General features: G+C 40.5%; 8 protein-coding genes. 3 read left to right on the top strand and 5 right to left on the bottom strand.

Annotated elements, in window-relative coordinates; all coding sequences use genetic code 11:
• Window positions 1-51 precede the first annotated feature (51 nt).
• Both NLF92_RS12110 and NLF92_RS12105 read right to left on the bottom strand, forming a co-directional pair.
• Window positions 52-741, bottom strand: coding sequence for a hypothetical protein (locus tag NLF92_RS12110; RefSeq protein WP_254102330.1), 690 nt, complete (start codon window positions 739-741; stop codon window positions 52-54).
• 86 nt (window positions 742-827) lie between these two features.
• Entirely contained in the window at window positions 828-1,316 is a 489-nt protein-coding gene (locus tag NLF92_RS12105) for a GNAT family N-acetyltransferase (RefSeq protein WP_254102328.1), read from the bottom strand.
• Between the two features lie 169 nt (window positions 1,317-1,485).
• On the opposite strand from NLF92_RS12105, the gene NLF92_RS12100 reads away from it, so the two are divergent.
• The 3 genes from NLF92_RS12100 to NLF92_RS12090 all read left to right on the top strand — a co-directional run bounded on the left by NLF92_RS12100 (window position 1,486) and on the right by NLF92_RS12090 (window position 3,960).
• Window positions 1,486-1,938 carry an Hsp20 family protein gene (locus NLF92_RS12100; RefSeq protein ID WP_254102326.1) on the top strand — a complete coding sequence of 151 codons (453 nt, stop codon included), beginning with the start codon at window positions 1,486-1,488 and terminating at the stop codon, window positions 1,936-1,938.
• Window positions 1,939-2,128: 190 nt separating this feature from the next.
• The gene (locus tag NLF92_RS12095) at window positions 2,129-3,190 is read left to right on the top strand and encodes a hypothetical protein (RefSeq protein WP_254102324.1); all 1,062 of its coding nucleotides are present in this window, start codon (window positions 2,129-2,131) and stop codon (window positions 3,188-3,190) included.
• Between the two features lie 227 nt (window positions 3,191-3,417).
• The gene (locus tag NLF92_RS12090) at window positions 3,418-3,960 is read left to right on the top strand and encodes a porin family protein (RefSeq protein WP_254102322.1); all 543 of its coding nucleotides are present in this window, start codon (window positions 3,418-3,420) and stop codon (window positions 3,958-3,960) included.
• A 210-nt stretch (window positions 3,961-4,170) separates the two neighbouring features.
• Here NLF92_RS12090 and NLF92_RS12085 read toward each other — a convergent pair whose 3' ends face one another.
• From NLF92_RS12085 to NLF92_RS12065, 3 genes are all read right to left on the bottom strand, one after another.
• Complete coding sequence (locus NLF92_RS12085) at window positions 4,171-6,882, bottom strand: hypothetical protein (RefSeq protein ID WP_254102320.1); 2,712 nt, start codon at window positions 6,880-6,882, stop codon at window positions 4,171-4,173.
• Between the two features lie 12 nt (window positions 6,883-6,894).
• Window positions 6,895-20,160, bottom strand: a complete 13,266-nt coding sequence (locus NLF92_RS12070) for a S8 family serine peptidase (protein WP_284700432.1) — start codon at window positions 20,158-20,160, stop codon at window positions 6,895-6,897.
• 203 nt (window positions 20,161-20,363) lie between these two features.
• The coding region (locus NLF92_RS12065; protein ID WP_254102318.1) for a thrombospondin type 3 repeat-containing protein at window positions 20,364-23,249 on the bottom strand (2,886 nt) is incomplete at its 5' end.

Below are 23,249 nucleotides of genomic sequence, written 5' to 3'. Positions count from 1 at the left end.
TGGATATGATGCCTTAAGGATAATTAAATAAAAGATGTAGTGGCCGTACGGTTACGAAAAACAGAAGTTTGCTAGTTTAGCGTCACCATGAAGAAGTGTTTGAAAGCGCGCTGATTGTAACTTTTGAGCGATACTCACAGCGGCATCTTTTAGTTCTGATTCAGGCATAGCCGCAAATTCGGTTTGTCGTGTAGCCAAATGCCAGTATGTTCCCTGTGGCCACAAATCAGGCGTATCTTGGGTTAAAAAATAAGCATGAAATTGGGCTAACCATCGTACGCATACCGATATTTCTGAACGCGATAAAGTCATAAAGCGGTAGGAGTAACCCAAAGCGTCCAAATCTTCTAGTACAAATAAAAACCCCTCTTGAACCGATTTTTTTTCTTCAAGAGGTTGATTATCCTGGATTAGATGTGGCTCTGAAAAATATATATTAGGGACCATACGATGGGAAGAAGGTGTGTAGTGTGTATTTAAACTTTGAGCATAAGACGTATAAAACTCTTGTTCATTTTGATATGAAGCAAGCTTGCGTTGGTGTGATACCGCGCCCGACCAACCTCTAGGATGATCAGGAATACTCCTAAGATCAACGTATTTTACGATAACGCTAGTGTCCAGAGCAGAAACGGAGCAACGACTAATATGCCCGTAGTCACTCCACAACGATTGGATAATGTCTATGACTTTGCATTCTGACTGAGAAAAATGTGCAGTTAACGTGCTAAGGTATTGCATGGTAAGGCCTACCTGAATCATGGATGTTTGGTGTTGAGTTGAGAGTATAAGGTTGAGAGAATTAGATTGTGATTAATGCATATTCATCAAATTAACCATTTATACATCACCAATGCATCCACATTTCCGTGGCTTGGGTGCTTAAATGCTCCCGGCAATGTGCCGACAACGGCAAAACCTAACTTTTGCCATAGCTTTACAGCAACCTCATTGGTGCTAGCAACAAAGTTATATTGCATGGCTTGATAACCTAACTCAATTGCTACGTGTTGGGAATGTTCACATAATGCTCGAGCAATTCCTTTGCCCCTAGCCTGTTCAGCGACCATATACCCACAATTACACACATGTGCCCCGGGACCCGCTTGATTTGGCTTAATATAATAAGTTCCTAGAATTTGACCATCCTGTTCATAAACAAACGTTTTATGGGGTACATGTAACCATGTGGTTTGGGCTTTTGTACTACTAATATCGGTAGGATAAGCATACGTGTCTCCGGCTTGAGCCACTTTTGCAAAAATAGGCCAAATTTTTGGCCAATCCAAGTCATTGGCGAGTCTTATTTGATGCATATCACTCTCTATTTTGTTGAAATTTTCATTTTTTAAAAAAAAATACTTGAAAAATATATTTCCGATCCCTAGATATAAGTTATCGATGCTCATGAGAGGTCGATACTACCGCCGCCGCTATTGCGGGGCAAACCATTTAACATATTGCTTTATATTATAGGATATGACTATGAGAACTATTGATTTATCACCATTATACCGTTCATTTATCGGTTCTGACCACCTTGCTGCTATGATTGAATCTGCAGCACGTAACGAAAAACAAGCAAGTTACCCTCCGTACAACATCGAATTACTCGGTGAAGATAAGTACCGTATTACTATGGCTATAGCTGGTTTTTCCCAAGATAACATTGAGATTGTAGTGCAAGAAAACACACTGCATGTCACAGGTGAGATACCTAACTCTGAGCCAAAAGCAGCTGAAAAAGAACAGCGTCAATTTTTACATAAAGGTATTTCAGAAAGAAGCTTTGAACGAAAATTCCAGCTTGGCGACCATGTTAAAGTACTCGCGGCAGATATGGAACACGGTCTTTTAAATATTGATTTAGAGCGTGTCATACCTGAAGCGAAAAAACCACGCAAGATAGAGATTGGATCTCGCCTTATAGAAGGCTAAACCATTTCTATTAATCTGTGTTCCCCCTCTTTTTAGGCGTATCATCTGATACGCCTTTTTTTGTATTATTGTAAAACTGTGCAGTGAAACTGGTGAAAATTTAGGTGCTTATGCTAGGATGACAACAACCATCAGCAGTGTACTGCTATTTCCTAATGCCTAGTGCTCTACTCATAAAAGAATGAAATCCATGTTGCCAGAACCGACGACAGCAGAATCCAAGCAAACTTCAGACACAAATCCTGAACCAAATACACATCCTCACCAGACTAAGTATATATTTGCTGGGTACAAGGAATGGATAACTCGTTACCAGCTAGCGTTAGCTAATAGATTTCGACGTATTAAAGACTGGCGTTTTACCCAATGGGCGCAACAATACAATCCGTCTCAATGGTGCTATTTTATTGCTTTCAGTTTAATGATGTATGCCGGTTTTTTTAGCGTCGAGAACTGGGATAGTGTGATTGCGGTCATCGCCTTTGTAGGGTTAGTTCGCGAGCTGTTAAATATCTTCCATAAAGTGTGGGAAACCACCTTAGGCAAAAGTGTTACATTAATCATGTATGCAAGCACAGCTAACTTAGCATTGGCATTTGCAGCAATGAAAATTAACCTCATCACTGGCGTAGAGCCAATGCCATTTGTATTTACCTTGGGTTTTACCACACTAATTTTGATGCCGTTTTGGATTGCTTTATCCAGTGTTGTCATGTTTTCATTTGGTTTGATTTTGGCAAATTTATGGCTCTTGATTCGCTTGCCTTTAAAGCTATTTGGGATCCAATTAAAAGTGCATTGGGAAGATAAAAAACATGCTTTACTAACGATGTTTATGCGCATTATTTTGATACCCTTTGTGTTATTTAATATGTTATCGATCATGGCGCCGTATATCTCTAAACCCTTAGAAGGCAATACATTTGGACTAACAATCGGCAGTATTGAAAGACCTGGCTTTGTGGAAGAAAACCGTACTCCTGAGCATTCAGAAGAAGCTGGTGCTGATGCGTTGATGTTGGAGACTGAGGATGCTGAGGCATTAAAAGCTAGAGCGTTACTTATCGATAATGCCATCGCTATGTTTATTTACTACATGGAAGCATATCCATATAGTGCCTGTCAAAAAACGTCGAACCAGCGCTCTGTGATCCTAGATGATTTTTCGGTGTTGTTGATTAGTAAAAATCCTGAAGCTAAAAATGGTTATGATTATGTTGTCCAAAAATGTGAGCCGCGTTACCCTAAATAGCTAATGGATGAGAATGGGTAGCACCCTATTTTAAATAGGGAAGAGTGTCTGATGATTGTAACGCAGGATTGAAAGGCCGGATTGTGCTTATAACTTGATACTTGTATGGCAGTTAAATTATTGATAAGTTAAGTTAAATTTATGATCTAAGAATTTTCCTTAGATAATAAAAGAATTAAACTGTTAACATGTAATGATTATTTGAAATTAGTATGAAAGGAAAACATATGAAAAATTTACTTATCTCTTCCTCAATTATTTTGGGGTTAGCTACATTTCCAGCGCTTGCGAATAATTCAAAAACTGCAGGTCCCTATGCTGAAATCGCATATGAAACCTTCTCAGAATCCAATGAAGATTTTGCTGATATTGATTTAACTTTTACTTCTTTACTACTCGGTTATCAAGTCACAAGCAGTACGTCAGTAGAAGCATTTTATGGCCAAGGAAGTGGTTCAGATGATGTGGGTTTGATGGGCGTTTCAGTAGATGTATCGATGGGTAGTATCTATGGGGTTGCATTAAAAACAACCTACGATCTTAGTGAAAATGTAAACGCTTATGCCAAACTAAAATACGCCGACTTAGAAATAGAGGCAGAAGCAATGGGCTTTGGGGCCGATGAAAGTGACTCAGATCTTGGCTTGTCTATTGGGCTAGAGTTTGGTTCAAATGATGGTTTTTACGCAACGTCTTCTTTTACACTATGGGGAATGGAAAGTGAGACGACCCAATCTGGCTTTAAAATAGGTGTTGGTTATAATTTTTAAGGTAAAGGTCACCGATTTAATCGTATCTAGATTGACTATTAAGTAGCGTTTAAGGTGAGTACATAGGAAATAAAGTTAAACGAATAAAACACTTCGCTTTGCAACTTTATTATTTTTCCTAATAGGCTTTATTTTTGATAAATAAAGCCTATTACTTGTAAGACTAAACATAGCTGTGTTTTTAGATTTCTGATGGGACAAATATAGAAACTAGAACATAATTTCTATATTTGTCCCAAATTCTTCTGTGTTTACAACATACGATTGTTCTTTGTCGGTTTCTATAACTGACGCATCCACTAGAACAGACGTTGTATTAATCTCAGAATTGTCTTGAGATTGCTGTGACTCACTTAAGACATCAAGCGTTGTAATCAATGTCTGGTCTATTTGCTTACCACTCTCTTGGGGAAAAATAAAATCAGTATCAATAATACTTTCCAATAATGGGGTAACAACCGTCCCATCAAAACCATCTAAAGTAGAGAACGCACCACCCTCTTCTGACTTAACTGCTAAGACCGCAGACTTGTTTCGGATGGAGCCATCTGCAAAAATAAGTAAATCATTCGTTGCAATTGTAGACCCAGAAGCAACAGAAACCGCTTCAACATAATCCGTACCACTAATTGAAACCGTGCGGCTTAATAATAAATTACCACTATTATCAATACTCTTAGAATAGTCCGCCCAACTGCCTTGTAGATAAATTTCATCAACACTTGATTTTAAATTGGTAGAATCAACTGTTGTACCTTCACGGATGTACACTTTATCAACCCCACCACTACCGGAGACTTGCAATGTAGTCGCTGGAGTAAATGATGAAAAAGTTTCACCATTTGGATCTATCGCAATTGCTTTGACTTTGGTGTTATTGATTGGAGTGGAAAAATTATCTGAAGTAAACGTTGTATCTAGACTGAGCTCAGACAAGTCAGATTTATCGTTTAATAAATACTTTTTAAAATCAGTGCTACTTACCTGGCCATCAGAAAATACCAGCATGTCAGCAGCTGTAGACGTCGCAATAAATTTAAGTTCTGTGTATGAGAAATCAGCTGTACTAATCAATGTCATTTCACTAGTGGCTGAATTAATACTTGAATGAGTCAAATAATCACTCAGTTCACCAGGTAAAAATACTTTATCTTGGGAACCTTTTAAGTTCGTAATATCAAGTATTTGACCTGTAGAAATTTTAATACTCTCAACCTCACTGGAGCCAGAAAATAGCGAGGATTGGCCTTTATAATTTATTCCAGAAAGCCCTAAGTCAAAATCAAAAACACTTTCACCGTTAGATGAAAATACAATATATTTTGTTGAGTATTCTAAACTACCATCACTACGAGTGGGGCGGTCGAATAACGAAAACTCATCAACTAAAAGTGTTTCTGTATTTCCGGCCCCGTCGATATAAGAAACCTCTGCGGCAATAACACTTTCGGCATTAATAATGGTACTTGGTAGGACATTATTTGTCGTGGATACTACTGTACCATTTACGTTCCAAGTAACCTCAAACTCGTCGGGTAATCCATCATCATCAATAATATTAGAAAAGTCCAAGATAAGATCTTCACCAATTAATGGTAGACTGTCTAAAATGACTTTTCCTTCAGGAAGAGTGTTTATATCAGTGTACTCTCGGATAAATAAACTACCTTGGAAAGTATTGGCTACCTCATTAGTTAAATTAGATGCTAGTGAGCTAAAGGCAACATAACTACCAGATTGCGCAATCACTCCTTTAACTGTATCAATATCCCCAGCTGAACCCGCCGAGTTCTGCGAAACTACTCTACTTATACCAGTCAAAGTATCAATGAAAACAAGTTGTTGCGCGCCTGTAGAGCCGCTGACTTGAGAGGCAGAAGTAAGTACTATGACGTAACGACCGGAGATACTAGCGTCAATAATTTTGGTATCAGCGTCGAAACGAGTTCCTGCAAACGTCAGCGTATCAACAGTACCATCAACATAAGAAAAACTATCTACAGCGTTATTATTATCACCAACATCGATGAATTCAGAAGCCGAGCTAAATAACACTTTATCTTGAGTTAAAACAATTCCGCTATCTGTATCAACAAAACCAGACGCGGTGTTATTTGGCAATTCAGATATCAAAATAAAAGAGCCGCTGTCAGTCAATGTACCTGAACTATCTAGCGCACTGGACCACACATATGCATCGGTGCGAGTACCTACAGGCCCTGATAAATCAGTGGTATTTTGATCGGTTCGCGTAGGAGAAACATAAGCTTCATCGGTTGTGAAACCAATTTGTAATCTCTCTCCTACAATCGCAATATCTTGGAGGTCTGTATCAGAAACAACTTCGGCACCACCTACCTCTGAGATTCTTAATATTGCTTGTGTTTCTAGATCTAATAAATAGATATCGGATGAATCATTAGTATCTGGATTTAAGACTGAAGCTAAACTTGGATCAGACGTTTGAATAGCAAGATGTCTTCCATCTTCAGCAAGAGCAAAAGATTCAACATTAACAGAATAATCATCGCCCAATGCATCTAACAAGATGTCAGAAGACCTGATCTCACCATTTTGCAAAGCAACTAATACACTGTTGGGATTGTCAGCTGCTTTTACTTCTGCAACTACGGTGTATGAATCTAAATTGCCAGTGAAATAAAGCGCTTCAATATTACTTGTTGTCAAACGGCTTTCAGTTAAAAGCTGAGTATTAAAATTCATCACATACGTTTCATTGGCAATATCATAAAGATAATACCCAAAACGTTGTGCCCCTCCCGTTCCGTCTTCGACAAAAGTAGCTTTAACAACTAGATGTTTACCGTCATCAGTAAATGTAACAGCTTCCATAAAGAAAACCGTAACACCCGCGGAAGCTAACCCTGTAACGTCAGGCAAAGCAATTTGTTTAATGGTCATCAAATATCCCTACTAGATACCAACAAAAATATCACCAGCGTCTAATGAGTCGCTGCCATCATTAGTTTGAACTCGTGCCAACTCAATCATTTCGGCATCTCCAGAGCCATCCTCATCAAAATAAAGAATACCTTGGGCACTATCATAAATAAAGTGGTCATTATTATCTAAAGCAACTGCGCCAGCACCAAAGACAAAACTATCAGCAGATACTAAACCTGAAGACAAAATTCCTAGAGCTTCAGCATCAATACCAAAAGAAGCTAAATCAACAACTAATAGATCTTCACCTGCAGTAAAGTCCTTAACAATATCTGAACCAACATCATCACCATTGCTACTGATAATAAACTGGTCAGCCCCTTCATCACCAATAAGTGTATCCAAGCCAAGGCCACCATCTAATATGTTATTACCTAAGTTACCTTGCAGGGTATTATCTAAACCATTACCAACAACGTAGGTATCTGCTATACCGACTAATTGTGCGTTTTCAATACCGGCTTGTAACTCGACATTTTGCGAGGAACGAATCGTATCAATACCGCCAGTGTCGATAATGACATCCAAGCTATCACTAAGGACATAAATATCATCGCCCAAACCACCTTCAAGCGTATCGGCACCTAAACCACCGGCAAGAATATTATTGCCAGCGTTACCGATAATGTGGTTATCTAAGGAGTTACCTCCAGCTGTATAATCACCCGTACCTTGTAAGGTCAAGTTTTCTATATTTGATGACAATGTATAACTTGTGTTGGCAAACACTGTATCTGTACCTTCACCCACCAACTCAACAATACGGTCGGCTTTTGAGTTTACATAATAGGTATCATTGCCTAAACCACCCACCATGCGATCAATACCTTGGCCACCGTCTAAAATATCATCTCCGGCTTCACCGAATAAAATATCTCTCCCTAGCCCACCAGCCAGGGTATTGACTTCGTCATTACCGAGAAGGGCATTATCTAACTCGTTACCGGTTAAGTTAATAATCTCACCTGCTGTAGCTTGTAGATTTTCTATGTTAGTGGGAGCTGTCATACTAAAGCTTGTTATAACTAAGTCTTCACCGCCAGCACCACCTTGAATGACTTCAAGGACGACATCACCCGACTGTTCGACAATATACGTGTCGTTACCTGGGCCACCGGCCATGATATCGCTACCATCACCACCATCGATATAATCGTTACCTGCAGAACCGTCCAACTTATCATTACCTGAACCACCTAATAAGGTGTCATTACCAAGCCCTGCAAGTAAACGGTCATCGCCACTATTACCAACGAGTAAATCATCACCTGCTTTGCCGTAAATAATGTCGTCTGCAATCGAACCATATAGCTCATCATCACCTGGTGTTCCGGTCTCAGACGATGCATCACCACTGACTTCTAGATTTAGTGTCCAATCTGTAGCAAGACCTTCTGGGTCAACTGCTTGGATGGTGACACCACCGATCGGTCCATTTACATTTTCATCCAAAATAAAGTTCAACCGAGATAATTGATCAAATGTCAGAACTTGGTTTAATTGCACAGGAGCACCATCCAAAGATACAGCTCCAATCTCAGGTAAACCAATTAGCGTTACCGTACTCAAAGTACTTTCTGGATCAGTTGGTGCAAGTAAATCCAATGTCACTTCAGATTGCTCTGGGTAATTAATGACTAACTTACTACTATCTGTCGTAAATTGCGGCGCGTCGTTGACTGCCTCAACAAAAATACTCAAACTGGATTCAGACGTCACGCCTGCCTCATCTGCTGCACTGTAACGTATATAGCCAGCAGAACCATTGGCGTTCTGTGCAGTTTGGAAATTAAGTTCCGTAAACTCATCTGCAGTAAATGTAGCCCCTACCGCAACTTGTGCCCCTGTTTTATCCAGAATTTTACCAAATGACGGGATTTCAAGGATAGTGACCGTTACAGCTGTGCCTTCAGGGTCGAATGGTGTCGAGAAGTTTAACGCGGTCATTGCGGCATCCTCTTGAAGGACTAACTCACTCGGGTCATCAAGAACTGGACCTTGGTCTGGACCGAATTGTAAGGTCAGAATATCATCAGCCGTCTCGCCAAACTCATCCGTTGCTTCTACTTTGATTTTGAGTGTACCTAAGAAGTCTTCTGGTGGAACACCCGTAAATGTGCCAGTGTCTTCATCATAGCTCAACCACTCGGGTAATTCGCCTCCTGAAGCTTCGCTCACTGCAATATCAAGTTGACCCACTTCACTTTCATCTGCGTCAGTAAACGCATCTGCAGGGATCTGTAAATCAATACCAGCTGAGGCCGATACTACTACCGTATTATCAAAGAAACTACGGTTAGCCACTGGCGCATTATTACCCACTTGTTCAGAGAGACTGATATCACCATCGGCAAACACAATTCTTTCAATACCTGTCAATGTATCGGTCCCTTCATCACTATTAGAGGCCAAGTTATCAACAATAGTGATGGTCTCAGTCGTTGGATCCCAGCTAATGCCGTACTCAGATTGATTACCAGCATACACTGCAGTATCACGACCTGAACCACCGACAAGTATATCGTCGCCTAGTCCACCTTGAAGCACGTCATCACCCGCACCTGCGTCAAGTAAGTTATCAGCGTCATTACCAACTAGTCGATCCGCGCCTTTACCAGAGAATGCGTTTTCAATGATTGACCAATCAGCAATACCATATGTCACGGCATTTGCTGCTATGACACCTTCATGTAAATCAATATAAGCATCAAAACGCACGGCGGCGGCATTGATCGTATCGGTGCCGGCATCGTCTTCTAGGACGACGTCTGTCATCGCTTGGAAACCTTCATCAGTGAAAATATAGGTATCATTTCCATCGTCACGCTCACCATACACTCTTAAAGACAAGCTCTGAATGGTGCCAGTTTGTTCTGCACGAGAATCTGTAACAGTAATGGTCCAAGTTCCTGTAGCCTCTTCGCCCCAGAACTGCACCGATGAGAAATCCCACAACAGATGCGTAGGAACGCCACTGTCTTGACCTGATAAGCCAAACGGACGCTCGTCATTCACTGTGGGACGGTCCATCAAGGTAGACACCGTTCCATTTGGAGAAGTTAAAGTAATAATTAAATCGCCAATTCGGGTGTGACGTAAGTCGATACCCAACTCCACGTTTTCTACTTTGATTGGCGAATCAATTTCGAAACTCATCGTAAACGAAGTGCCATCACCATCTGGAATACTTTCTAACATGCCAAACTGACGATCGGACGCACTGACTTCATTAATAGCGGTGTTTTGTTCTTGCCACGTGCGCGCCAGCTGCACTGCTGCATAAGCGTCGACTACACCAAAACCAGACTTGTCATTAAATGACAAGCCGCCCATGTTCAAATCAGACGCGCCATTTTCTTTCCAACTTTGCACATCAGGATGACGTGCTGAGTAGGCTAAGATTTTTTGAATATCTCGGTAGCCCAAATCTGGATTCGCTTCGAGCATCAATGCAACAATACCAGACACTAACGGCGCTGAGGCAGATGTTCCGGTGAATTCTGTGTAATCCCCCCCAAGGTTGTAACCATCTATGCCTAAACGGTCTGTTGTGACCAAGTTCTCACCATAAGTAGCGACTAATACGCTTGCGCCCGGTGTTGAGAAACCAGAGGCTTGATCAGAAGAGTTAACAGAGCCTACCGTAATCACCTCACGTGCGTTTTGGAAGTTATGATAGTTGGTATTATCACCACTACCTGCTGAGTTACCGGCAGAGAAAACAAAAACTGTACCTTTGCCGTCTCGACCTTGCTCTACACCTTTACGGATGTTGTACCAATCAAACGTATGTGAGGTTGAATTAAAGTTGTCTGAAAACGGCTTAATCGCGCCCCAGCTGTTGTTACTGATATCAAACTGCCACTGCAGACCTAATGCTTGTGTCATGTGACCGGACTGCCACTTCACACGTGTTGAAGCAATTTCGGCGTCCTGCGCAGCACCGGCAATACCAGTTTCGTTGTTAGCTACCGCTGCGATGATCCCTGCAACGGGTGTGCCGTGAGCATCAGGTGGAATAACGCGTTTATGATTCCCATCTTGAGTATCAAATTGGGTATCAAAAGCTAAAGCAAAATTCAGATTCTCTTGTAAGTCAGGATGAGAAGTTTCCACACCATCATCGACAACACCTACAGTGATCCCTGCACCAGAATACAATCCTCCAAGCTCAGAAATGCCTGATTGGTCAATATACCACTGCGAACTTGCCAATGGATCGGCTACGCCGGAATACAATTCACGTACTCGTAAAGTGTAAGTACCTGTTGCATCAGTACGACCACTGACATCCAGGTAATACTCACCTGTTTGTGTTGGGGTAAATTGAATATGGGAATCTAAACCCGCACCAGAATTATCATCTTGCGCGATGATTTCACCGTTGCTGTTGAGAATTCTTAAAAACGAGTCGGTTAGCGTACCACCGCCACCATCACCGTCGGCAAGGACATCAATCACATAAACTTTACCGGCTTCTAACGAGACCCGCGCCCAATCACTGTCACCAGCGACTTCAATATCACCAGTTAATGGGCGTCCTGGCCCTACTAGTGCTGAGGATTGGGTATCCGAGCTATAGTCGTCATTGATGTTATTATCCGTCGAACGCAAACGCGTATCTAATGTGTAGGTACCAATATTGCCAGGGATATCCGAAGCAGACACTTCTAAGAAGTAGCGACCATCATCAAAAACAGACACGGATAATTCAGCCCGACCAGTGACGTCGTCAATCTTACCCACGCTCACTAAATTGCCATCTGTATCTAATAAACGTAGTTCTGCTTGTGCAAGTGAGCCAAGGCCGTCATAGTAACTCTTGACACTAAAATCATAAATGTTGCCAGCAGTCAGATTCACCGCGAAGACATCGTTGTCACTTTCTGAATCAATCTTACCTGCAACACTTTCATTCACGGCCAATAAGACGTCATTATCTTGATTGAATAAGCTTGCATCATCAAGAAAATCATCTGGCGCTTGCTCACCCAAATCTACTATGCGGATTTGATACTGACCGGTTTGGTTCGCTTCCATTGGCGCTAACTCTATGGTCAATGTGCCATCGCTATCGGCTACCACGTAACCTTGTTCAAATAGAGAAGGGGCAGCAACCACTGGTGTAGCTGGAATCAACTCTTGATCGAAATACAAGGTATCAACTGTGAATGTGTCCGTCGTAACCGCTGATGAGGCTGCTGGAATATTAATGCTAAATAAAGGTTCAACAGAATCTGCTGGATAATTACCGTTGGTAAAATCTGCAGTAATGCTAAGTTGACCAATTTGCTCATTAACCACAGCCAATGCGCCATCAGCCAATACCACATTGTCATTGGTCAATGCACCTAGCTGGTTATCGCCAAACGATAGTTGCGTTTTGAAGTTTTCTAAACCTCCAGCCCACGCTAATTTAGCGGCATCCGATAAGAAGAACTGGACCGTGAATGACCCATCTCCATTATCTGTCACCACTTGTTCAAGCTCAGTAATCTTGTTGGTGGTTGCACTAGACTGGAAGCTCATATTGAGCGTTGCATTTGGAATTGGCGCAATATTACCATCACGAATGGCAACCGTTTCAATCCGATATTCATGGCCTTGTTGTAAGCCAATCGCATAAGTATCGGTATCGCCTGCCAGTGCAATATTGCCAATCACTTCGCTTTGCGTGTTGGTGCCGTCGTTGACAAAGCTCAATTCAACCGGACCATTCGCATCTTCATCGGACGCATCCCCTAAGGCCAAATTGACTTTGTAGTTACCCGTTGCCCCTGCGCCATCAATGACTCGCGCATAGAATGTCCCTGAACTGTGTGCAATAAATGTTGCAGCAGCCAAACCATTATCGGTTTCTAAACCATCGCCAATCGCAATGATACGGCCTTGACCGTCAATTACCTCGACCATTGGGCGACTTAGTGCAGAGCCTTCTGACAATTGTGCACTAAAGGTATATACCTCGCCTTCTGTGACAGAGAAGCTGAACCAATCTTTATCAGAGTCCGTGGCTAAACCGACTGAATCAATCGCGCGAACACCAAAGCTACCTTCGTTGTACTGAATACCGCCAACGAGCACATCGTTTAGATTAATCTCTGTCGCCGTTTGTTGCGTGTTGCCATGATCATCTGGCGCACGCGTCAACAAGGTATAGGTCCCAGTGTCTTCTTCTGAGCTAGCCTTAACAACAATGAAATATGTCCCATCGGCAATCGGCGTGAACTGCAATGAAGGCTCATTCGTCACAAGCATATCGTCTACCGTGACCAATAGCTGCCCTGAAGCATCGCGTAGTTCGATTACGGGGTCGCCTAAGGTACCGTTACCGCTGGCAAGCGCCTTGAGTTTAAAGACATAAGACTCATCGCCCGTTAATGACACTTTAAACCAATCTTCATCACCTTGAGTCAGCAAGTTACCTGAGAATTGTTCACCTGGCGTCAGCTCAACATCTGTACCGAAGTTATTAGGGACATCGTCGGCCGGAATGTTGCGCTCAGAGATGACTAAATTATATGAGCCTTGATTGCTGTTGTTGTTTGCTGATAACTCAACGTAATAAGTCGCAGTTTCCTCTGGCACAAAATAGAACTTGCTGTCGTTCCCTTTACCACCATTGTTATTGAAATCAACTAGGAAGCCTGCTTCATTAAATACACGCACATACGGATCAATGAGAGTACCAGCGTTACTGGCGAATCCTTTACCTTCAATCAGATACACTTTGCCCGCTTCAAAAGTGACTTTGAATACATCTTTATCGCCAGGAATCCCAATGATGCCTGGTGACACGACGCTTTCTGTGCCATTTAAGGTGATTTGAGTAGCGGTATTATCCAGCACAGATGCGTGATCATCTGGTGGCGCAAGTGTCACTGATACTTCATACGCACCGATGTCATATTTGAATGCACTCGCGATATCCAAGTAGTAAAGACCATCTTCTGACGGTGTGAAGTAGGCTTCTACATTAAGTCCATCGCCATCATCCGAACGCATAATGACATCGCCATTTTCGTTGCGAATGAACAAGATAGGATCTTTAAGCGGATCAAGCTGGGCATCCGCTGAGATATCGCCCTTGACAGAAATAACGTAAGTGACACCTGCACTGAGGCCTGTTTTAAACCAATCTTTGTCATTGATATAAGTAATAAGTCCAGTCGTTGGCTCATCCGCATCGACAGTCACTACACCATCGGTCAGCGGCGTATTTGGGTAATCGTCCTGAATACTCGAACCTTGAATGATATAAGTTCCCTTATAAGCATTACCTGATGCCCCCGCATCGAGATAGTACCAACCCGAATCGGTTGCCGAGAACACGAGTTTAGCGTCTGAACCAGAACCACTGTTGTCATCTTGAGCCAATAAACGGCCAGTGATGGAGCGAACGGCGAGCTGAGGATCTTGCAGGGTACCGCCTAAAGAGGTGCCATCCATCGTAAATTCATACGTCACGCCTTTATCCAACCATACTTTGAACCAGTCGTGGTCAGAGAGTGCGTTGATTTCAGATTCGACACGGAAAGTATTGGCACTGGTCCACTCGATGCGTTCTGTAGTTGTGGTGTTGCCTGCAATAGTATCAAGCGATTCTTGAGTCAGTGTCCAAGAGCCCTTGTTGATGCCACCTACATCTTGCACGTCGAGATAGTAGGTACCCGTTTCAGTTGGACGGAAGACAATCTTGTCATCCGTGCCCGTCGAAGTGGTATCGATATCAACACCGGCTTCGATGACTCGACCTTCGCTATCGCGTAACGTGAGTTTCGGATCAACTAAGGTACCGCCGTCTGAGGAGACACCTTTGAGGTTGAATTCGTATTTGGTGCCAGCAATGAGCTCTGTGCGGATCCAATCGCTATCATTGATGTCGCCAATGTAGCCTTGGATTTGGCCTTGTTGTGGGTCCATGACGCCGAGGGTGTCGACAGAGCCGGCATAGTCGTCGAGGTAGTTCATTGTGAACACAAAATCTTCGGAAGAATGCGTATCACCCTCTACCATCACTTTAAGAATGACTTCTCCCCCGGTATATGCCACCCACTTATTTTGACTGTTATCATAGATCATAGGAAGCCATTTATCGGCGCCATTCATCCAGCTATAATAAGTGTCATACTGATATCCATACACTAAGCTCTTAAATTCAATTTTTTGTTGAGTTTCAACATCGTAGAAGCTTATTCTCCAGCCACTTCCATTTGGTGTCGAACCCTCTATACTCATTGGCGAATTTGGTACTAAAATCGAAGTGAGCAAATCGTTATCTTGATTGTAATCTTTCTTAATACTGATCTGTTTACCGTAATCAACCTTAATTAGCTGGCTTCTCAAATTATCTTTATCATTCCCAAAATATTCATAAGGATCACCCCACTGATACTCAGTATTCGGAGCATCATCCAATTGAATAGTTGTATCAGCAAATTGAATATTTAAAACATTTCTTAATGTGTCAGTTCCATCAGCTAATGTCCCACGTGAATGCTGGAGAGTGATTTCAGATGAGCCTGGCGTATAGTCATAATCTGCAAGATTACCACTCACAACAAATGTATGAACGTTGGAAACAGTATCGTTCCCCCCTGCGCCAGCAAATGTGTCTAGTATTGTTCCATTAAAATTATCATCCGAATTGGTACCAGAAATCACACCATTTTCTTTGATGTACACTTTTCCTGAGCCGTCTAAGGATAATGATGCGAATTGCTCCTGAGTTAGTAGTATAGTGTTTTCGTTATGCTTGATGTTTTCAAAATTTAAGATATTTGCATTAGTAAGATCGGTGAAATAGTTTTGTATAAGAAGGATATCGTTTCCATCTCCACCATCAAGCATCCCCTTTACCGAGCTGTTTGTTAAAACAAGGATATCATCTCCACCCATCATTTGAGCGTCGAAAGAATTATCACTTGCCTCAACTTTATCAATTCCTCCAGAACCTGTAATTGATAATAACGAGTTTACCCAAACTCTGGTACTCGTACTATTTATTAGGTCTAATGTTGGGTTTGTACTTAAATCAACCTCTCCAAAATCTCCAATCAGATGAATTGCCCTATAATTAGTTTGAGTTAAATTATCAAAATTAATATTTTTTCCTAAATTTCCATAAATATATACTCTTCCTGCATCATGATTATCTCCTGACGGATGGTTATTCGTAATTGATGAGAATGAGAGCAATTGTTCAGCTTCAATATGAATATTGAAACCGTTCCATTGAGACAAACCAATTATGTTAAGGTGCTCTACATTACTAACTAGTGAATTCCTGAAATCAACTGAATCTTGTCGATTTTTGAAATCAAGATGAAGCGTATCATTTCCTTCTCCACCATCAATAATTTCACCATTAATTGAGTTGTAGTTTACGTAAATATTATCATCGCCCATACCTCCAGAGATCTGGTTAGAGCCACTACCCCCATAAAGATTATCATTTCCTGCACCACCGCTGATGATATCTGAGCCTCGTCCGCCGAATATAGTGTCTGCATTTGAACTTCCATTAATAGCATCATCACTAGCTGAACCTAGGTAACCAGTTTGACCTGATAGTTCTGCGTCTACATTTGGCAGTGAAACACTTGCTCCATTCACTAATGATAAACTTGAAGGAATCACAAAATTTGTATCACTACCAACCAGCTGAACATTAACTCCGTCCAGTGTTCTAACACCAGATAATTGAGCTAAAGATAGTGTAATGGTTACATTACCTTTAATTGTCTCAATACCAGAAATATTTGCTGCGGTCAGATTTGTATCTTGCTGAAGAATTAATGTATCTAAGCCGTCACCACCTGATAGTTGATCACTACTGGTGGCTTTATCCACGATGAAGGTATCATCTCCTGTACCACCGGATAAGTTATCAACGCCAGTTCCCGATACTAAACGGTCATTTCCAGAGTTACCAATAAGCACATCATTACCACCACTACCAACTAGGATATTGTCGAGGCTATTTCCGATTAATGTATCATCGCCTGAAGTACCAGTGAGACCAATGTAAGCTGAGTCAAGGCTGAGAGAAAAACTACCTGATTCATTAAGTGTGAGAACGAATTCTGTAGAAGCTCCTGGGATGATTTCAATATTATCGCCGAATGTGTCCCATTGTGATTGGGTCATTGATAATGATTGAGAAGAGACTCTAATAGTTTCAAAATTAGTGATGGTTGCCCCAGATAAATCAATATCTGCACCTTTAACAATAATTGTATCGTTACCTTCTCCTCCGTCTAATACATCTAGTACCGAAGATTTATTATCAACTATGACCGTATCATTACCAGAGAGAAGTGAATATTCGTTGGTACCCTGACTGAGGGTCACAGTCTCGGCCTGTTCAGTACCAGAAATATTGTAAGAAAGAGCATCAGCTATTTGCCATGAATTGATATTAAAGTTATTCAATTTGTCGAGCGATAAAGTACCACCACCAACAACTTGCAGAATGAACCTACCATTTATTTGCTCAAACCCTGATATCTGCTCAGTCGTTAACTTAATAAAATCAGCACCGGTGTTGCCCCAGTTATTTTGTACTGTAAATACCTCAATATTTGAGAAACTAACTTGGGTATAATCTATGCCCCATGTTGTTCGTTGAGATTGATCTCCAAACGGATTTGACCACCTTTCATTGATTGTAAAACGATATTCATCTTGTCCTTCACCACCATCATAATCTCCAGTAAAGAAATATTCACTTGTATTTTCATGGTAACCTGAAAATATGTAATTCCATCTTGGATAATATTTATACATATCCAAATGTATTAAATCATCACCTCCACCAGCTCTTACGATATCACTACCGTAACCACTCCCATTAGGGTCTGTGTCATAATACCCTCCCCAGATAAATATCGTATTGTTTTGTTCATTACCAATAAGCGTATCGGACTGATTAGTACCTCTGAGATTACTAGCTCCTGATAAAGATGAAATATCTAGAGTTCCACCATCTGAACTTGGGGCTAGCTTAAACGTTGCTAGGGCAGAGATGAAACCTAAATCAATAAGTTCCTGAACTGAGAATGGAGAAACGCCCTTATTATCTACCTCAAAATACTCAAAATTTTGAATACTCGTTAAGCCGGATATATCAACAGGCTGATTGCCTGGGCCGTATGCATTAACAACAAGCGTATCAAGACCATCTCCTCCGTCAACTACGCCTAGAGGATTCTGCGGCTCTGCTGGCATATCCATATTATTTCCACTGAAATAAGTCATGCCAATAATTACACGATCATCACCAGCCCCACCATCAGTGTCATTGGTCCCGAAAGGGTCATAAATCACATCATCGCCGGGACCAGCATCAATAGTGTCATCGCCCATCCCACCGTGAATTTCTTCATCACCAGCACTACCGGTAATTTGGTCATTGCCTGCTTGGGCATCAATAAAACCAATATCCTCTTGGCCTACAATGATATTGTCATTTGCATCACCAAACAGGACTTTTTCAATTGAAATCTCGTAATTTGCTAAATCAAGGCCTGAATACCCTGATTCATTGGAACGAGCATAACCACTAACAATTAAATCCGTAGATTGAATTGTTGAACGAAACTCTTCATCACTGCCCCATTTTGATGGGGAAACAATCCAAGACTGAGACCTATTCCCCCAATAAAACTGAAAATTTGAACGTTCTTGATCATTGTTGTTTTGATCAGTGAATACTAATGGCGTATCCGTACGATATCGATTAAATGAAAAATTTAAGTAACCATCGAGATTATCGTCACCAACGTACTTTATTGAAATACGAAGATTTGAATTAGAATCGATATTGAGGGGAATGTTGACTTTAAAATAATCTCTATCAATTTGGTTACTAAAGTTGTTTTGAGTTATTGGCAATGAGCCAGAAACACTTTGACCAATACTAATAACATCATCACCGATTTGAACTGAAGAGTTCGATTCTTCATCTAGAACTACATCACCATCGGCAAATCGCAATATTTGAGCTCCGACAATCTTGTCTATACCATCTCTATCAGAAACTTTATCAGTAACCTCTAAAAATGTTTGCCAGTCTCCATTAAAGTTAGCATATTTCCAGACGAAACCATATTCAGCATAATTACCAGAGAAAACAACAACATTTGATTCTCCAGAACCATTTATAATTGTATCGTTGCCTTTGCCACCAGTAATAACATCGTTACCCGCACCACCAATTAGATAGTCTGAGCGGTCTGAACCCAAAAGAGTATCATCGCCTAAACCGCCATCTAAGTACTCAAATTCATTACCTGCAACAAGGACATCATCTTCATCAGTACCATCATTAACACGACGGAGTGTAAAGTCGTATGTCTTTGATGACATAGGAGAATCAGAACTTATTCGCGTCGTGGTTACATAGATAGGTTCATCACTTAAATTATAAAAGAATCTGTTATTATAATTTTGCCCCATCCACTGAGATTCTGTTAGTGAATGAACTCGGAAGTTGTTGCTAGCACTTGATGAGATGTGAATTTTGCCATCAAATGCTTCTCCTAATTTGAAATAATCCACATCACCATAAAAATCGAAACGCCCAGTAATCTTATTACCAAATCCAAGTACTTTATTGGTATCTGAATCAGCGTTACTGTGGTCATCCACTTCAAGGGTGTATTCTACTGTACCGTCTTCACGAATATATCGAATAGCCTGTATATCAGTGAGTGTATCTGTGCCCTGATTAGTTGCATCGTACCCCTCTCCATCAACGAACAGATCTTGAAGAATAAGTTGCCCTGATGAATTGACTGACCAAATAAATGTATCTGCACTACCATTCACTTCAAAGACATTGTAACCAGCACCGCCTTCTACTAAATCATCACCTAAACCACCATTAATTACATCATCACTTGCCGTCCCGTTTAATGTGTCGGCGTCATCGGTTCCTTCAATCGTATCAATTACCCTAGTCACAACATCAATATTGACATTGGAACTCCCATCACTGGCAGTCACCGTAAAACTGTACGATTGTTTCGTCTCATAATCAGTACCACCAATAACACTCACAGCCCCTGTTGACGAATCAATTGTCAGTAAAGATGCATCCGTGCCAGAAAGCGTGTAAGTAATCGTCCCACTCTCCCCCGCATCAAACGCTGCGGCAGCAGTGTATATAGCTGTATTTGCAGGAAGGTTTTCACGAATAGTAGTTGTAGATGATGATGAAAAAACAATAGCCATGGTAAGTCCTAAAAGGTTTTTAACTAATCCAATATATGAGAAGGTAAATCAAAAATATATAGGAAATATTCTTAGAAAAGTTGGCATGAAACATCGCTAAAAAACAGCTGATAGAGAAACCAATACCTCTTTCAGCTTTGAAAGAAAACAAATACTCTTTAATCAGTTTTGCAAAGCATCCTTCTGGTAAAAAATGTGAAATGTTATTTTGTGTAAATGGACTTATCAAAGCCCTTTACCTCCCACCTTTTAGCATTAAGATCACGTTTCAGTGCTTCAGAAATATAAGTTGTCTCTGCATGACCATCACTAAAAATAACGAGATCATTCGTCGCTACGTTGGCCCCATTACTGACAATGACTATTTCCTCAAAAGAGATACCATCGTCTATATACACTCTTGTAAATATTATATTGCCAGATATATCGAGTGACTTATCATAATCTGACCATGCGCCAGTTAAGAAAATCTTATCCTGACTCCCTTTTAAATTAGAAGAGTCGACGATAGAACCGGGTGTAACAAGAACAGAGTCAATACCCTCGCTGCCCGATAAAACAACCTGTATATTAGGGCCTTGACCAAAAAAGACCTGACCATTGCGGTCCAGAGCTATCATTTTAAGAACAGCTCCTGTATTTGAAGCTTTATCAAATACAGGAGCCCCAAGCGTTAAATCATATAATGGTTGTTCAGCTAATAACCTATTTTTAATAGTGTCAGAACTAATAGTGCCATCAATGAACACCAGTTCATCAGAAGCGACATTAGATGATAAGAAGTGAACTTTTCCATCTCTATTAAGTAACTGCATAACACCTGTTTCTGGAGATACAGTAACTAACAATGCCTTTTCCAGATACCCAGAAGGGAATATAATTTGGTCTTTAGACCCTTTCGTGTTTGTCAAGTCATAATTATTGTAAGGGTCAATAAAAAACCTATCTATTTTATCGGAACCAGATATTAAGAATGACTGACCGCTCACAGATATGTTTTGGTTAACAGGTGCAAAATTAAAGTTATTTGCTCCAGTCGAATCTACAATAATTATTTTAAGAGTTACGGGTAGTTGAACAAACGAATTGTCTATATCATTAAATATGGATAAATAATTAGCCACCCCGTCATTATCTGAATCAACAATCTTATCATCACCAATCAAATCTAATTCATTTGCGACTTCAAATGCATCGAGTAAACCATCAAAATCTGAATCAACTTGATTAACATCTAAACTCAAAGATGACTCAAGGTTATCACCGAGACCGTCATTATCTGAGTCAATCGAATCCATAGCATTTCTTGGAAATGCATCTAGTTCATTAAGGATTCCATCCCCATCAATATCACTATCACATACATCACCACGTCCATCTTCGTCGAGATCGGTTTGTTCTTGATTAAAAGTTAATTGACAATTATCTACTGAATTATCGAGTTCGTCCCAATCGATATCCACCCAACCCGAGCTATCAGAAGGTTCGAAGTCGAAAGTATCAATCGCACCGTCTGCATCGCTATCAATAGTCGCTTCAACTCCATTAAAACTAGATTCACAAAACTTAAAGTATTTTATTTTGGGCGCTAAAATATGTTCAATACCATCAACAATAAAAATGGTTTCGTAATTAACACTTGTGTCATTAAAGTCTATCTTTTGCGGTATTGAGCCGACATAATCATACAATGGATCACCTGTATTAGAAGCAACCCACAAAGTATGGTTGGCATGATCTTCATTGTCTTTCAGTGAATTACCTGAACCTGGGTTTTCAACCCCAGTTAACGTAGTTTTAACAAAGACTTCATTAGTATTTATATCACTATCGATAACAAAATCAGTAAGATTTGGTACCGAATTATCGGCATTTGGGTTAATTAGTGAGAAAGAGTATTCCTCTGGCACATCCGCGCTTTGAACTGTAATTATATAATCACCACTTATTATATCTTCCGGTAATAGAATATTAATTTCAGCCAAATCTTCACTAACACTATCAAACGATGTTTCTTGAAGACAAAAACCATTTGCTAGTCTTATATAGCTTGATGAAAGGTTAATATCCTCATCAAGGGCATGAATCTTCAAATGTAAATTAGGAAACGATGATATCAATTCGAACACGACTGTTTCATCCGAATCAACAATACCGTCCCCATCGGAATCCACAGACAGTATATCCAACCCAACGGTCTGTTCTTCTGCATTTGAAAGCCCGTCATTATCCCAATCAACATCAAAAAAATCGTTAATTTGATCATTGTCCTGATTCACACTTGTTGGATAAATTACGTTATTGGAATAATCTGAGTCGGTCCCACTTTTAGGGAAAATTCCTAACATTAATTGAGAATTTGATTGACCCACCTCACGATTAATATTGAAACTTAACGTATCTGTAGATGATGAGAGGCTACATTTTAACGATGACTGATTAGATGTTTGAATCAACGAACAGTTTGATGATAATGCGCCGTTATTACTGAAGTTATAATCGCTTAATGATTCAGCTTTACTCAGCACAATAAACTCATATTCTATGCTGGGTTGTATATTTACCGTAGAAGAAAATAATTCATTATTGATTGATTGTGAAGTTATGGAAGCGTCATTTTCATTATCGCTGTTAATAGCAATATCTGGATTAAACCCTAAATTTCTTAGCTTTACCGAACTATCAAAGTCACTCGTTCTGTTTCCGATTGAATCTGTAACACTCAACGCACTCAATACGGACCACGTGCCCGCAATTTTATTCATATCCGCTTCAAAAGTTGCCGTACGAACATAGGTATCCGGTTCATCACCTTCAACCCAATCACTATAGCCAGTTGGGTTCCAATAGATAGTTCCTGAACCTCCATTAGACTTAAACCATAAAGTAAAATTACTTATTTCACTCTCTTCTCTGACTACATACGTTACTGTAAATGTTTGGAGCGCTTCAGTCACATCAATATTTCTGGTTGAAAATGCTAGAGAGACTAGTTCTGGAGGAGTTTCATCGACATCATTTTCATTTGTTATTTCAATATCTGGATTAAACCCTAAATTTCTTAGCTTTACCGAACTATCAAAGTCACT

It is taken from the genome of Opacimonas viscosa (assembly GCF_024199005.1).
In the GTDB taxonomy this organism is placed as follows: domain Bacteria; phylum Pseudomonadota; class Gammaproteobacteria; order Enterobacterales; family Alteromonadaceae; genus Opacimonas; species Opacimonas viscosa.
This window is presented reverse-complemented; position numbering and strand designations above follow the sequence as displayed.

What these genes read in the sequence shown, in the direction of transcription:
- NLF92_RS12070 (WP_284700432.1), bottom strand. Translation starts at nt 20,160, where the DNA reads ATGGCTATTGTTTTTTCATCATCATCTACAACTACTATTCGTGAAAAC.
- NLF92_RS12095 (WP_254102324.1), top strand. Translation starts at nt 2,129, where the DNA reads ATGTTGCCAGAACCGACGACAGCAGAATCCAAGCAAACTTCAGACACA.
- NLF92_RS12100 (WP_254102326.1), top strand. Translation starts at nt 1,486, where the DNA reads ATGAGAACTATTGATTTATCACCATTATACCGTTCATTTATCGGTTCT.
- NLF92_RS12085 (WP_254102320.1), bottom strand. Translation starts at nt 6,882, where the DNA reads ATGACCATTAAACAAATTGCTTTGCCTGACGTTACAGGGTTAGCTTCC.
- NLF92_RS12105 (WP_254102328.1), bottom strand. Translation starts at nt 1,316, where the DNA reads ATGCATCAAATAAGACTCGCCAATGACTTGGATTGGCCAAAAATTTGG.
- NLF92_RS12090 (WP_254102322.1), top strand. Translation starts at nt 3,418, where the DNA reads ATGAAAAATTTACTTATCTCTTCCTCAATTATTTTGGGGTTAGCTACA.
- NLF92_RS12110 (WP_254102330.1), bottom strand. Translation starts at nt 741, where the DNA reads ATGCAATACCTTAGCACGTTAACTGCACATTTTTCTCAGTCAGAATGC.